At 63.9% G+C, this 14,898-nt stretch carries 11 protein-coding genes; 6 read left to right on the forward strand and 5 right to left on the reverse strand.

Annotated elements, in window-relative coordinates:
- The first annotated feature begins 17 nt into the window (after positions 1–17).
- The gene (locus HWE01_RS18320) at positions 18–1,505 is read left to right on the forward strand and encodes a DNA recombination protein RmuC (protein ID WP_241822513.1); all 1,488 of its coding nucleotides are present in this window, start codon (positions 18–20) and stop codon (positions 1,503–1,505) included.
- A gap of 87 nt (positions 1,506–1,592) precedes the next feature.
- Here the strand turns inward: HWE01_RS18320 and moeA are convergent, their stop codons facing one another.
- The 4 genes from moeA to HWE01_RS18340 form a co-directional block, all read right to left on the reverse strand.
- On the reverse strand, positions 1,593–2,888 hold the full coding sequence (gene moeA, locus HWE01_RS18325) for a molybdopterin molybdotransferase MoeA (RefSeq protein ID WP_241822514.1): 1,296 nt from the start codon (positions 2,886–2,888) through the stop codon (positions 1,593–1,595).
- Positions 2,885–3,502: a molybdenum cofactor guanylyltransferase MobA gene (mobA, locus tag HWE01_RS18330; RefSeq protein ID WP_241822515.1), complete on the reverse strand. Its 618-nt coding sequence runs from the start codon at positions 3,500–3,502 to the stop codon at positions 2,885–2,887. The genes moeA and mobA overlap by 4 nt, the downstream gene beginning before the upstream one ends.
- Before the next feature lie 33 nt (positions 3,503–3,535).
- Positions 3,536–4,651, reverse strand: a complete 1,116-nt coding sequence (gene moaA, locus HWE01_RS18335) for a GTP 3',8-cyclase MoaA (RefSeq protein ID WP_008327885.1) — start codon at positions 4,649–4,651, stop codon at positions 3,536–3,538.
- A 347-nt stretch (positions 4,652–4,998) separates the two neighbouring features.
- A complete protein-coding gene (locus tag HWE01_RS18340) occupies positions 4,999–8,226 on the reverse strand; it encodes an Rne/Rng family ribonuclease (protein ID WP_241822516.1) in 3,228 nt (1,075 codons plus the stop codon).
- A gap of 821 nt (positions 8,227–9,047) precedes the next feature.
- On the opposite strand from HWE01_RS18340, the gene rluC reads away from it, so the two are divergent.
- The 4 genes from rluC (at position 9,048) to HWE01_RS18360 (ending at position 12,367) form a co-directional block, all read left to right on the forward strand.
- Positions 9,048–10,115, forward strand: coding sequence for a 23S rRNA pseudouridine(955/2504/2580) synthase RluC (gene rluC, locus HWE01_RS18345; protein ID WP_034350188.1), 1,068 nt, complete (start codon positions 9,048–9,050; stop codon positions 10,113–10,115).
- A gap of 125 nt (positions 10,116–10,240) precedes the next feature.
- Positions 10,241–10,900 carry an HAD-IIIA family hydrolase gene (locus HWE01_RS18350; RefSeq protein WP_008327891.1) on the forward strand — a complete coding sequence of 220 codons (660 nt, stop codon included), beginning with the start codon at positions 10,241–10,243 and terminating at the stop codon, positions 10,898–10,900.
- A gap of 5 nt (positions 10,901–10,905) precedes the next feature.
- Positions 10,906–11,286 (forward strand): Rieske (2Fe-2S) protein, encoded by a 381-nt coding sequence (locus tag HWE01_RS18355; protein ID WP_008327897.1) that lies wholly within the window; start codon positions 10,906–10,908, stop codon positions 11,284–11,286.
- Between the two features lie 49 nt (positions 11,287–11,335).
- A complete protein-coding gene (locus HWE01_RS18360; protein WP_008327898.1) occupies positions 11,336–12,367 on the forward strand; it encodes a S49 family peptidase in 1,032 nt (343 codons plus the stop codon).
- 74 nt (positions 12,368–12,441) lie between these two features.
- Here the strand turns inward: HWE01_RS18360 and HWE01_RS18365 are convergent, their stop codons facing one another.
- Positions 12,442–13,206, reverse strand: a complete 765-nt coding sequence (locus HWE01_RS18365) for an SAM-dependent methyltransferase (protein ID WP_241822517.1) — start codon at positions 13,204–13,206, stop codon at positions 12,442–12,444.
- A 201-nt stretch (positions 13,207–13,407) separates the two neighbouring features.
- Between HWE01_RS18365 and HWE01_RS18370 the strand changes: the two genes are divergently transcribed.
- Entirely contained in the window at positions 13,408–14,865 is a 1,458-nt protein-coding gene (locus HWE01_RS18370) for a Ppx/GppA phosphatase family protein (protein WP_008327900.1), read from the forward strand.
- The last annotated feature ends 33 nt before the right edge of the window (positions 14,866–14,898 follow it).

Consider the following 14,898-nt stretch of genomic DNA (forward strand, 5'->3'; position numbering starts at 1 on the left):
CGCACTGGACTGGTGACATGTCTCTTTTCGAAATGATCCTTGCCGGGCTGGTCGTGGTCGGCCTCGTCCTGCAATTGTTGATCCTGCTGCGGTCCGGCCAGCGTCATGACGATGACACCGCACTGGTGATCGAAGATGCGCTGCTGCAGGTCAAGCAGGACCTGCAGCGCCATCAGCAGGACACCGGTGAACGCATCGAGCGCGAGCTGCGCAGCCAGGTGCAGGCCAGCGCCCAGAGCACGCGCCAGGAACTGGGCGCCAACTTCGCCCAGTTGCAGCAGACGCTGGCGACACAACTGACGAGCGTGGCGGGTTTGCAGAACCAGCAGATCGATGGGTTCGCGCAGCAACTGGTCAAGCTCAACGAAAGCAATGCGCAGCAACTGGAAAGCATGCGCCAGTCCATCACCCTGCAGGCGCAGGTGAACCGCGAAGAGCAGGCGGTCTCGCTCAAGCGCTTCGGCGATACGCTGAACCAGCAACTGTCGGCGCTGACCGAATCGAACGCCCAGCGCATGGCCGAGGTGCGCGCTACGCTCGAAGCCAAGATCAAGGACCTGCAGAACGACAATGCGCAAAAGCTGGAAGAGATGCGCAAGACCGTGGACGAAAAACTGCATGCCACGCTGGAGCAGCGACTCGGTGAATCCTTCAAGCTGGTCTCGGACCGGCTGGACAAGGTGCATCAGGGTCTGGGCGAAATGCAGCAACTGGCCACCGGCGTGGGCGACCTGAAGCGCGTGCTGACCAATGTCAAGACGCGCGGCACCTGGGGTGAAGTGCAGCTGGAAATCCTGCTGGAACAGATGTTGACGCCCGACCAGTACGCCAAGAACGTCGAGACCGTCCCGGCCAGCGGCGAGCGCGTGGAATTCGCCATCCGTCTGCCGGGTGCCAAGGAAGACGCGGGCCAGGTCTGGATGCCCATCGATGCCAAATTCCCCAAGGAACAGTACGAGCGCCTGGTCGATGCAGCCGAGCGCGCCGATGCCGAGGGCGTGGCCACGGCCGGCCGCGAACTGGAGCGAGCTGTGCGTAGTGAGGCCAGGACGATTGCCGAGAAATACCTGTCACCGCCGCTGACGACGGACTTCGCCATCCTCTTTTTGCCGACCGAAGGGCTGTATGCCGAGGTCATGCGTCGACCGGGATTGTCGGATGAATTGCAACGGACCTGCCGGGTCACCATTGCCGGTCCGTCGACCTTGTCGGCCTTGCTCAACAGCCTGCAGATGGGCTTCCGTACGCTGGCGCTGGAAAAACGCTCCTCGGAAGTGTGGCAGGTGCTGGGCGCGGTCAAGACCGAGTTCGGCAAGTTCGGTGAAGTGCTGGCTTCGACCAAGAGCGCACTGGAACGCGTGGCCAAGAACATCGACCAGGCCGAGACCCGCACCCGCCAGATGACGCGCAAGTTGAAGTCGGTGGAAGCCTTGCCGGTGGAGAATGCGCAGAAGCTGTTGGGGACGGGGGAGCTGGATCTGGGCGAGGAGGGTGAAAGCGTCTGATTCTTCATCCCCGGAAGTCACCCCGGAGGAGGGGGCGGTGAAGGGACGGCTTGCCGTCCCTTTTTCTTCATATCGGCCTGAAACCCCTCACACCAGCCCGTCGAACAGCACCACCGCCACCTCTTCGCCTGCGGCCACGTCCCCGCGCGCATGTTCCAGCTCGATGATGCAGTTGGCATCCGACATCGAGCGCAGGATGCCGGAGCCCTGCATGCCGGTCAGGCGCACGTTCCATCGGCCCTCTTCATCAGGGGCCAGGATGCCGCGCTGGTATTCGGTGCGGCCGGCCTTCTTGCGGATGGCCGTGGCGGACTTGACGCGCAGACGTGGCAGCGGATTGGCTTCGGCACCGGCCAGGCGCAGCAGGGCATCGCGCACGAAGAAGGAAAAACTCACCTGTACCGCCACCGGATTTCCCGGCAGGCCGAACAGATAGGCATTGCGCCCGCGCGAGCTGATGCGGCCGAAGGCCAGCGGGCGGCCGGGGCGCATGGCGATCTTCCAGAACGTCATCTCGCCCAGGCTGGCCATGATCTGCTTGGTGTAATCGGCCGCGCCCACGGAGACACCCCCGGAGGTGATGACGGCATCGGCTTCTTCGCAGGCGCTGCGGAAGGCGGCTTCCAGCGCGGCCGGGTCATCCGGCACCACGCCCAGATCCAGCACCTCGCAACCCAGGCGCGTCAACATGCCATGCAGGGTGTAGCGGTTGGAGTCATAGACGCAGCCGGCATCGAGCGGCTCGCCCACCGAGCGCAATTCGTCGCCGGTGGAAAAGAAGGCCACGCGCAGACGACGCTGCACCGGCACTTCGGCCAGGCCCAGCGAGGCCAGCAGGCCGATGTCGGAGGGCCGCAGCACGCGGCCGCGCGGCAGCGCCACGCTGCCCAGAGCCAGATCTTCACCGCGCAGGCGGCGATTGTCGCCGGGACGCACGCGACCGGCGGGCAGGGTCACGCCTTGCTCGTCGGCGTCGGTGGTCAGTTCCTGCGGGATCACGGTGTCGCAGCCGGGCGGCATGGGCGCGCCGGTCATGATGCGCACGCACTGGCCGGGACCGACGTGGCCAGTGAAGCGCTCGCCGGCATGCACCGCACCGATGATTTGCAGACGCACTTGCTTGCCCTCGGCCACGTCCTCGCCGCGCAGGGCATAGCCATCCATGGCCGAGTTGTCGTGGGCCGGCACGTCGATGCGGGAAACGATGTCGCGTGCCAGTACGCGCGAGAGGGCGCTGCGGATGGCCAGCTTTTCGACGGCCTCGATGGGCGTGATGAATTCCTGGATCACGGCTTGCGCGCGCGCTACCGTCATGGCGTTGGGATCATAGCCGCTGATGCAGCTGACGATGTCGTGGAGTGTGGCGGTGTGGGTCTCGGTCATTGTTCTGCTTCGAGCTGTTGCAAATCCAGCCCGGTATTGATGTTGCTGAAGGCGCGCTCGTCGGGGAAATCCACTTCGATGCAATCCAGGCTGGCAAACCAGTGGTCCATCTTGCGTTCACCGGCGGCCAGGAAGGCGTCCAGCGAAGCGCGCGTAGTCGTCTGAAGCAGCGAGCATACCGGATGGCGCTGCCGTCCGTGTACGCCGTCAGTGACCGCGATGGCAGCCTGTGCGCCGCTGGCGGTGAGGGCGTCGTAGAGGTGCGCCACCAGGTCATAGGGGATCAGCGGCGAGTCGCACGGGACGGTCGCCAGCAGCGGCGTGTGGCAATGGGCCAGGCCGCATTGCAGGCCGGCCAGCGGGCCGGGGAAACCCCCTTGCAGGTCATGCCAGACCGGATAGCCGAAACGGGCGTAATCCAGCTGGGAGCGATTGGCGTTGATCGCCAGGGTGCCGACCTGCGGGGCCAGGCGTTCCAGCACGTGCTGGACCAGCGGCTTGCCGTGCAGGACTTGCAGGCCCTTGTCCACCCCGCCCATGCGCGTGCCCCGGCCACCGGCCAGCGCCAGGCCGGTGATGTGGCTGGCGGAGAAGAGATCGGTGCGGGAAGACATGATGCAGATGTGGCAGGCGGGCAGGGCGCGACCTCAGCCGCCGATGTAGGACATCTCGACCTTGCGCAGCGGTGCGGCTTGCAGGGCGCTGCGCAGTTCGGAATAACGGTCGCCGCGCTGGCCCCAGAGGGCGGCGATGGCGCCGGCCAGCTCGGCATCGCTGCTGCCGTTGCGCACCAGGCTGCGCAGGTCGTGGCCCTGGCTGGCGAACAGGCAGGTGTAGACCTTGCCCTCGGTGGACAGGCGCGCCCGCGAGCAGTCCTGGCAGAAGGCCTGGGTCACGCTGGAGATGACGCCGATCTCGCCGCTGCCATCGACATAGCGCCAGCGCTCGGCGGTCTCGCCGGTATAGTTGGGGTCGGCCACTTCCAGCGGCATCTCGGCAGAGATGCGCCGCACCACGTCGTGCGAAGGCAGGACCTCGTCCATGCGCCAGCCGTTGGAGGAGCCCACGTCCATGTATTCGATGAAGCGCAGGATGGCCGGTGTTCCCTTGAAATGGCGCGCCATGGGCAAAATCTGGTCGTCGTTGACCCCCTTCTTGACCACCATGTTGATCTTGACCGGACCGAGACCGGCGGCGTGCGCCGCTTCGATGCCCTCCAGCACGCGCGCCACCGGGAAATCGACGTCATTCATGCGGCGGAAGCTCTGGTCATCCAGCGAATCCAGCGACACGGTCACGCGCTTGAGCCCAGCGGCCTTGAGCGCCTGGGCCTTTTGCTTCAACAGGGTGCCGTTGGTGGTGAGGGTGAGGTCGATTTCCTCGCCGTCCGGCGTGCGCAGGGCGGCCAGCATGGCGATGAGGGTCTCGATGTTCTTGCGCAGCAGCGGCTCGCCACCGGTCAGGCGGATCTTGCGCACGCCGTGGGCCACGAACTGGGCCGCCACGCGGGTCAGTTCCTCGAAGGTCAACAGGTCGGAATGCGGCAGGAACTGGTACTGCTTGTCGAAGACATCCTTGGGCATGCAGTACACGCAGCGGAAATTGCAGCGGTCAGTTACCGAGATGCGCAGATCATGCAGTGGACGCCCCAGGCTGTCGGCCAGCCAGCCGACGGGCTGCACGGCAACCGGCACGCCAGGTCCCGAGGGGCTGGCGGACGGGGCTTGCCGGACATCGACGATGGGAATGACGCGCTTGTTCATACGATCTGACGATAAGAGGTGTGTAACGATAGCACGCCTGAGGTCGCCGCGTAGATGCACAATCGTACATATAGTATATCGCTGCAACTGAATTCCATGCGCAAGGCCGCCACCCGTGCGGCCCCGCTGGCATCCGGCTTGTGCGGCCATTTCGGGGGGCGCTGACTGTATCGTTGCCGGAAGCGGGCAACTGTTCGCAAATAGGTTCTGGTTTGCCGATGCGGCCTTGTGCTTGAGGCTTCACATCAGGTGCAATAGACATGAAAAAGGGAGCCGAAGCTCCCTTGTTCACTGCCGCTATTTCAGTGTCAGGCGGGGCCTTGCGGCACACCGCCTGTCATCCTGTCTCAGCGGCGGGTTTCGACCTGCACCAACGGTTCGGTCGATTGCGGCGGCAGCGGCTTGCGCTCGCGCGGCACGTGCGGTGCCGGGACGAACGAGGCGGCGGCTTCCTGGGCGGCGCGCAGCTTGACCGGATCGGTCGTGGCCAGGGTCAGGCCGGCTTGCGACAGCATCTGCTGCAGCGAGTCCCACTGTGCGCCGTTGCCGGTGGAACTGGTATGGGCGGCAGGCGCGGCAGCAGGGGTGGCTGCCACCGGTGCCGTTTCGACGACCGCTGGCGCCGGGCTGGCTTCCACGGCCTCGACGCTATCGAGCAGGCTGATCTGTTGCGGCACCGCAGGAGCTGCCGGGGCAGCCGGAGCAGCTTGCACCACCTCGACCGGGGCTTCCGATGCGGCCGGAGCCGCAACGGGGGCCTGGACCGGCTCGAAGGCCGGGGCCGGGGCGAAGCTGGCATCGATGGACGGTGCTGCCGGTTCGATGACCGGCTGGTTTGCGAACACGGCCTGGGTCGCTTCGGCAGCGGCAGCGGCCACGGCTTCCACGGAATTCACACCGCTTTCGACCTGGGCAGCCACTTCGGGTTGGGCTTGTTCCGGCACTGGCGAGGCGGCGAAGGAGGCTTGCGCCACTGCTGCCTGGGCGACTTCCACCGGTGTCGCCGGGGTGTCGGCAGCGACGGTCTCGACCTTCATGCTGACGGCGGCGGCACTGGCCACGACCGCCGTGTCGACGCCTTCGACAGCTTCGACGCCTTCGGCGGTCTCGTTGGCTTCACCTTCGCCATTGTCGATGACGTTGCCGTTTTCATCGCGTTCGCGACGATGACGGTTGCGGCCACCACGACGGCGACGACGACGCGGCTCGGTAGCGCCTTCAGCGGCTTGCGTACCCTCGACGCCTTCAGCGCCTTCGGATCCTTCGACTTGTGCGGCATCCACCTGGGCAGCCTGCTCGTCACCGGACAGGGCCACGGCCACGCCTGCGGTGGTGGCTGCGCCGGCAGCCAGTGCGGCTTCCAGCGGCAGACCTTCCTCGGCCTTGGGGTCCTTGCGTTCACCACGCGGTGCGCGCGGTTCACGCGGGGCACGCGGTTCACGGCCTTCACGCGGCTCGCGGCCTTCGCGCGGCTCGCGGACTTCACGCGCTTCGTTGCGACGGGCTTCCTTCGGTTCCTGGCCTTCGCGGGCCTCGCGCGGCTCACGGCCTTCGCGGGCTTCACGCGGCTCGCGGCCTTCCCTCGGTTCGCGCGGACCACGCGGCGGACGGGCCTGCTTGGCTTCGGCCGTTTCGCCGGCCTTCAGTTCGACGGCGGCCGGGCCACGTGCTGCGCGCTGTTCTGCGTTGCGTTCGCCACGCTCGCCACGTTCAACGCGCTCGCCACGTTCACCGCGTTCACCGCGGTTGCGGTTGCGGCCATTGCGATCACCACCGCGGCCATTGCGCTCACCCTCACGCTTGGCCGGGGCCTTGGCTTCGACGGCAGCAGGTGCTTCCACCGGTGCAACCGGCTTCTTGCGGAAGAAGGCAAAGATCTTGCCCAGCAGACCGGACTCCGGTGCCAGGGTCGGCGGCGGTACGACAGCGGCCACCGGTTCCGGGGCCTTGCGCTCGACGATGGGGGCCGGCTGGTCGGGGGTGATGCCCTTGACCACGGCTTCCTGGCGCGGACGCACTTCTTCCTTCTGGCGCTGGCTGTAGCCGATGTCGGTATCGGCTTGCTCGGCCATGGTATAGCTGGCTTGGGCGTCGTCCAGGCGCGGATCGTCGTGCTTGATCCGTTCCATCTTGTAGTGCGGGGTTTCCAGGTGCTTGTTGGGGATCATGATGACGGTGACGCGATGGCGCGTCTCGATCTTCAGGATTTCGCCCCGTTTTTCATTGAGCAGGAAGGCAGCCACGTCCACGGGCGCTTGCACGTGGATGGCAGCTGAATTTTCCTTCATGGCCTCTTCCTGGATGATGCGCAGCACCTGCAGGGCCGAGGATTCGGTATCGCGGATGTGACCGGTGCCGTTGCAACGCGGGCAGGTCACGTGGCTGCCTTCGGAGAGCGACGGACGCAGGCGCTGGCGCGACAGTTCCATCAGACCAAAGCGGGAGATCTTGCCCATCTGAACGCGGGCGCGGTCGTGGTGCAGGGCGTCCTTGAGACGGCCTTCCACCTCGCGCTGGTTCTTGGAGTTCTCCATGTCGATGAAGTCGATCACGATCAGGCCGCCCAGGTCGCGCAGGCGCAACTGGCGGGCCACTTCATCGGCGGCTTCGAGGTTGGTGTTGAAGGCGGTGGTCTCGATGTCGCTGCCACGGGTGGCGCGCGCCGAGTTCACGTCCACCGACACCAGGGCTTCGGTGTGGTCGATCACGATGGCGCCGCCCGAGGGCAGCGGGACCGTACGCGAGTAGGCGGTCTCGATCTGGTGTTCGATCTGGAAGCGCGAGAACAGGGGGACGTCGTCGCGGTAGCGCTTGACGCGGTGGACCATGTCCGGCATCACGTGGGCCATGAACTGCTGGGCCTGGTCGTGGATGTCGTCGGTGTCGATGAGGATTTCGCCGATGTCGGGCTGGAAGTAGTCGCGGATGGCGCGGATGACCAGCGAGGATTCCTGGTAGATCAGGAAGGCGCCCGAGGCGGTCTGGCCGGCGCCTTCGATGGCGCGCCAGAGCTGCATCAGGTAGTTCAGGTCCCACTGCAGTTCATCGACGTTGCGGCCGATGCCGGCGGTGCGGGCGATGACGGACATGCCATTGGGCAGGTCCAGCTTGTCCATGGTTTCGCGCAGTTCCTGGCGGTCTTCGCCTTCGACACGGCGCGACACGCCACCACCGCGCGGGTTGTTGGGCATGAGTACCAGGTAGCGGCCGGCCAGGGAGATGAACGAGGTGAGGGCCGCGCCCTTGTTGCCGCGCTCTTCCTTCTCGACCTGGACGATGATTTCCTGGCCTTCGCGCAGCGCTTCCTTGATGCTGGCGTTACGGACGTCGATGCCTTCCTTGAAGTAGGAACGGGCCACTTCCTTGAAGGGCAGGAAGCCGTGGCGTTCTTCGCCGTAGTTGACGAAGCAGGCTTCCAGCGAGGGCTCGATGCGGGTGATGACGCCCTTGTAGATGTTGGACTTGCGCTGCTCGCGTCCGGTGGTTTCGATGTCGATGTCGATCAGTTTCTGACCGTCAACGATCGCTACGCGCAGTTCTTCCTGCTGCGTGGCGTTGAACAACATACGTTTCATGTTTTCACTCCGGGATCCGAAGATCCTTCAAATGGCCCGTCCGTATGTGGTAGCGGGCCAAAAGTACAGGGGATGTACGCGAGAACGAAGTGATTGGGGAGGCAATTGCCTTGATTGTGTCAGTGCGCCTTAGCGGGCGCTCCAGCACAAGGGGGCGCGGATGCGGCAGACGGGAACGCCGGGCAGCACCGTATCCGCGCCGCGCGCTCCGCCATAGGCGGTCGCGCAGGCAACTGCGGACGGTAAGCTGGTCTGTGGAGCCAAACGTAACATGGTGATGGGTTGGCGACGGCGATCGGGTTCTGCTGCATCAACCGGCAAGCCTCGCGGTGCTTCGGTCAGGACTGCGGCAGGGCCCGGGCAATGCGCTGCAAGAGGGGCGGGCGGATGAGCCTGCCACCGGTTGCGCTGCATGATGCTGCATGTTGCAGCATATTGCCGGGGGCTGTGCGCTGCGGACCTGAACCGGAACACCGGATGCGAGTCTTGCCAGACTTTTATCCTGATGATCCAAACAATTCTGTTCCACTTCCAGGCGCGCTGTCCGATTGCAACTGCGGTGCAAACTGGAATCGCGCAAGGAAGGTGCGTACTCGTTTCGAGGCCTTTACGTGGACCAGGCAAGCGACATGATCGGCTGTATTGTCAACCGTTGCAGCGCTTTTATTGCGTCTGCGATGCCGCGCGTCGTGGTTTTCGGGGCCCCCTTCGTCTATTTTGCAAATGAGCGAGGCTGACGAAGACTCCTCTTGTGTAGAATGTTCCTTTTTTATTCTACTGACGCCGTTTTTTGATCGGCGTCAATCGATTATATATTCAAAATGAAGGACTTAGCGAGATTTTCTAGGGGGGCTTCTGAAAGCGCCGCAGCCGCGCCCGCCTCCCGGAGCGAAGCAGCCTCGCAGAACCTTCCCCAGGTGCAGTTGCTGACCATTTCCGACGAGGAAGCGGGGCAGCGGATCGACAATTTCCTGCTGCGCATCTGCAAGGGCGTTCCCAAGAGCCATATCTACCGTGTCCTGCGTTCGGGCGAGGTGCGCGTCAACAAGGGCCGCATCGACCAGACCTACCGCCTGGCCGAAGGCGACGTGGTGCGCGTGCCGCCAATACGAGTTGCAGAAAAGCAAGAGCAGGTCGTGCCCGGTGCCGAATTCCGCATCCTGCTGGAAGACAGCCACATGCTGGTCATCGACAAGCCGGCCGGGGTGGCCGTGCACGGCGGCTCCGGCGTGAGCTATGGCGTGATCGAGCAGTTGCGCGCGGCGCGCCCCCAGGCCAAGTTCCTCGAACTGGTGCACCGCCTGGACCGCGATACCTCGGGCGTGCTGCTGATCGCCAAGAAGCGTTCGGCCCTGACCAACCTGCACGACCAGATGCGCGAAGGCACCACCGACAAGCGTTATTTCACGCTGGTGCAGGGGGACTGGAAGAACGCCCGCCAGCACGTGAAGTTGCCGCTGTTCAAGTACAGCACGCCCGATGGCGAGCGCCGCGTGCGGGTGCAGGCCGACGGCCAGCCTTCGCACACGATCTTTTCGCTGTTGCGCCGCTTCGGTGAATTTGCCCTGCTGGAAGCTGAACTGAAGACCGGTCGCACCCATCAGATCCGGGTGCATCTCTCTTCCAGCGGTTTTCCCATCGTGGGCGACGACAAGTACGGGGACTTCACCCTCAACAAGTCGCTGCAAAAGGCCGAGGGCAGCCGCGTGGCCTTCAAGCGCATGTTCCTGCACGCCTGGCGCATCAGCTTCCGCCATCCGGAAAGCGGCGAGACCGTCACTCTCAAGGCTGGGCTGCCCGAAGAATGCGCGCGTTTCCTGCGCAGCCTCGAAGGCGGTGCCGAGGGCGATCTGCTGCCTCACAACATGCTGGCCGGGACAGAACAGTGAAGGGGTGCACGCAGCGGTCCGGGATGTGATACTTTCTGCCCGGCATTGACACAATCGCATGTCCCTCTGCCAATTGCCGATCCGGCAAGCAGCGCCAGGACATGCCAGCAGAAAGAACTCGACACATGGCAAGAAAGCAATTCGACCTGATCGTCTTCGACTGGGACGGCACCCTGATGGACAGCACCTCCACCATCGTGCGCTGCATCCAGGCGGCTGCGCGCGACCTGGGTCTGCCCATTCCCGACAAGAGCGCGGCCTCCTACGTGATCGGCCTGGGATTGCAGGATGCGATGCAGGCGGCCATTCCGGATGTGGATCCGAAGTACTATCCGCGCATCGTGGAGCGTTATCGCCATCATTATCTTGGCCAGGACAAGGATCTGACGCTCTTCGAGGGCGTGCCGGAGATGCTGGCCGACCTGTCACAGCAGGGCTACTTCCTGGCGGTGGCCACCGGCAAGAGCCGCGTCGGGCTGAACCGGGCCATGAATACCACCGGCCTGCTCTCCAAGTTCGACGCCACCCGCTGCGCCGATGAGACCTTCTCCAAGCCGCATCCGGCCATGTTGCAGGAACTGACCCGCGAACTGGGCCAGGACATGCACCGCACCCTGATGATCGGTGACACCACCCATGACCTGCAGATGGCCATCAATGCCGGTGCCAGGGGCGTGGCGGTGGAGTTTGGCGCGCATCCGCCGCAGCAGTTGCAGGCGTTGTCGCCACTTTATTCAGCCCCTTCCATCCGCGAGCTGCATCAGTGGCTCAATGAGCACGCCTGAGGCGCATGGCCGTGACGACACCAGAAGAAATCTTCATCTGCCCCTCCAGCGCCCTTCAGGAGGGCGGTTTGGGCAAGCGTTTCCCGGTGCAGCTGCATGGGGATGAGACCACCGGCTTCGTGGTGCGTTACGGCGGAGTGGTCTATGGCTATTTGAATCGCTGTGCGCATGTACCCATCGAACTGGACTGGGCCGAGGGCGAATTCTTCGAATCCAGCGGCCTGTATCTCATGTGCGCAACACATGGCGCGGTTTATGCGCCCGATACCGGAAAATGCGAAGGCGGACCTTGTACCGGCGCGCATTTGCGTAAGATCATGGCGGTGGAACGGGACGGCCAGGTGTTCTGGCGTCCGGATGACATCGTCCAGCCCGTCGAGGCATGAGCTTCGCGGAAAACCAGTGCAGCGCGGCTGCGCTGCCTAGAGTGAGCCTATGAGCAACAACCAATCTGACAACCCGCAAGACCGTCCTCCCCAGTCTTCCCCGTCGCCGTCTTCCTCCATTCCCGCCAGCGTGCGCGAGGACAAGAAGAGCGGCTGGGAACGTGATGTCCTGGAAAAGCTGGCCCTGTTCGCCGTCAAGGAACAGCGCGCCCGCCGCCGCTGGGGCATTTTCTTCCGCATCGCCATCCTGGCGGTGATCGTGCTGGGCGGCTGGATGGCCTTTACCTACAACAAGATCGAGAGCGAGCCGCTGGGTCCGCATACTGCGCTGGTGGAAATCCGCGGCACCATCGAGTCCGAAGGCCAGGGTTCGGCGGCGGTGGTCATTCCGGCGCTGGACAAGGCCTTCGCCGCCAGCGATTCGGTGGGCGTGATCCTTAAGATCAACAGCCCCGGTGGCAGCCCCGTGCAGGCCGGGATGATCAACGACGAGATCACCCGCCTGCGCAAGGAGTACCCCAAGAAGCCTATCTACGTGGTGGTCGAGGAGATGTGCGCCTCCGGTGGCTACTACATCGCCGTGGCCGCCGACAAGATCTTCGTCAACAAGGCCAGCCTGATCGGTTCGGTGGGCGTGTTGATGGACGGTTTCGGCTTCACCGGGCTGATGGACAAGCTGGGCGTGGAACGTCGCCTGCTCACGGCGGGCGAGAACAAGAGCTTCCTCGATCCCTTCAGCCCGCAAAGCCCGAAGCAGCGTGACTATGCGCTGTCGATGCTGCAGGAGATCCACCAGCAGTTCATCGACGTGGTGCGCCAGGGGCGTGGCACGCGCCTCAAGGAAACCCCGGACACCTTCTCCGGTCTGGTCTGGACCGGTGCCAAGGCAGTCGAGCTGGGTCTGGCCGATGGCTATGGCACGGTCGACAGCGTGGCGCGTGACGTCATCAAGGCCGAGGACGTGGTGGACTACACCCAGACCGAGAACCTCTCCGAACGCGTGTTGAAGAAGTTCGGCGTGGCCTTCGGTGCCGGGTTTGCCAAGACACTGATGTCGGCACCGCTGTCGCATTTGCGATAAGCCATTGCACAGCCCCCATGACAAAGGCCGGTTGCTGACGCAATCGGCCTTTGTCTTTGTGGCGGGGCGAGGGCTTATTCGGCCAGCAGCAGGAATACCGTGGGCTTCTTGTGGAAGTCCGGTGCCTTGTTCGCCGCCAGCGCCGCCTTCCATTGCGCGGCGGTCTGCGTGCGCACCGCTTCGGTAGGCAGCGACAGATCGGTGGCCACGCAGATCAGCGTGCCCGGCTGGCAGGACTGCGCCAGTGCCTCCAGCATGGCGCCGTTGCGATAGGGCGTTTCGATCAGCAGCTGGGTCTGCTTCTCCTTGCGGGAACGGTCTTCCAGCTGGCCGATGCGCTTGGTGCGTGCTGCCGCATCGGTGGGCAGATAGCCGTTGAAGGCGAAGCTCTGGCCATTCAATCCGCTGGCCATCACCGCCAGCAAGAGCGAAGACGGACCGACCAGCGGTCGCACCTGGATGCCATGCTGATGCGCCAGTCGCACCAGGTTGGCGCCGGGGTCGGCCACGGCCGGCACGCCCGCTTCCGAGATCAGGCCGCCGTCACGGCCCGCCAGTAGCGGTGCCAGCAGGGCGGGCAGGGCGGCTGGGGGCGTGTTGACGTTGAGCTCGCTGATCTGGATTTCCTGGATGGGCTGGGCCAGCGGGGTATTGCTCCCCAATAGTTTGAGGAAGGCGCGCGTGGTCTTGGCGTTTTCGGCCACGAAATAATCCAGGCGCGCCGCGATGGCCTGCACCTGGCGCGGGATGATGGCTTCCAGCGGGTGCATGGCGCCAGCGTCGGTGAGGAGTTCGGTACTTCCCAGCGTGTTGGGAACCAGGTAAAGAATGCCGGGCATGGAAGGGAAATGGGATAAATTGTATAAAATAATATTTGCAACGCAGCACGACTTCGCCGACCCGCCATTTTACAGGGTGCAGGCTGTCATCAAAGTGTAATGCGCGCCCATTATCTTGTCGGCTGGGAGACAGGATGCGGTTTAAATTATTTAGCAATTGCTGTGTGCCGTTCGGCGTACAGCCCTTGCGAAAGGAAATGAATGTTTGCTGCGGTAGATCTCGGTTCCAACAGTTTTCGCTTGCATATCGGCAAGTACGAGGACGACGGCATACGCGTCATCAAGAGCGCCCGTGACCCCATCCGCTTGGCGGCGGGCATCGACAAGACCGGCAATCTGACGCCGCAGGCCTGCCAGAGTGCCATTGATTCGCTCACCCGTTTCCGCTCCATTCTGCGTGACTATCCGCTCACGGCCGTACGGGTAGTGGCCACCAATACCTTGCGCGTAGCCAGGAATGCCACCGAACTGTTGCCCGAACTGGAGCGCGCCATCGGTTATCCGGTCGAGATCATTTCCGGTGAGGAAGAAGGGCGCCTGATCTACATGGGCGTGGCCGGGGTGCTGGCCGATGGCGGCGAGGAACGCATGGTCATCGACATTGGCGGCGGTTCCACTGAAGTCATCCGTGGTCTGGGCGAACATATCCGTCACGTCGAATCCTTCGGCATCGGCACAGTCAACCAGAGCCTGGCCTTCTTCCCCGACGGCGCCATTACGGCGGCCGCTTTCGAGCGCGCCATCATTTCGGCGCGTTCGCATGTGGAAGATGCGGTGCATCTCTTCAGCTTTGATGCGACCAGTGTCAACGTCTACGGATCTTCCGGCACCATGCGCGCCATCGCCGATACCATCCGTCGCAACAACATGGGTGATGGCCGTATCACGCTGCCCAGCCTGGCCGACCTGATGCAGCGCCTGATCGATTTTGGCCACGTCAGCCAGATCGCGCTCGATGGCATGAAGGCTGATCGCGCCGGCGTGATCATGGGCGGGCTGGCGGTACTGATCGGCTTCATGCAGGAGTTCGGCATTGCGCTGATCACGCCGGTGGAAGCCGGCCTGCGCATGGGCGTGATGTGGGACCTGCAATTGCGCGCCACCAAGGCCGACCGTCGTGACCGTTCGGTGGAAGAGTTCGCCCGCCGCTTCCACGTCGATGCCGCCCGTGCGCATGGTGTGGCCGATACCGCGCTGGGTTTCTTCCAACTGCTCAAGCCCGCTACCGATTCCTACGCGCGCTATCTCTACTGGAGCGCACTGCTGCACGAGACCGGGCTGGTCGTTTCGCCCACCGGTTACCACAAGCATTCGGCCTACATGATCGCCAATGCCGACTTGCCCGGTTTCACCACGCGCGAACAGCGTCTGATGAGTACCTTGATCCTCGGGCAGAAGGGCAACCTCAAGAAGATCAGCGAGATGCTGGCCGATGTCGATTTCGCCAAGGCGGTGCTGGCCTTGCGGCTGGCGGTGATGTTCCGCCATGCACACATCACGCTGGATCTGGAGAAGGTGCGGGTCAAGCTCAAGAGCCGTATCGACCTGGAGATCCGCCGCGACTACATCAGGGAACATCCGAGCATTTCCTTCTGGTTCCAGAAGGAGCAGGAATGGTGGGCCGGCATCGGTGTGGACTTTGCGGTCAAGCTCATCTGATTGCTTCATATCGCCTCCAACACGCCCTTGCCG

It is taken from the genome of Herbaspirillum sp. C7C8, from assembly GCF_022627875.1.
Lineage (GTDB): Bacteria > Pseudomonadota > Gammaproteobacteria > Burkholderiales > Burkholderiaceae_D > Herbaspirillum.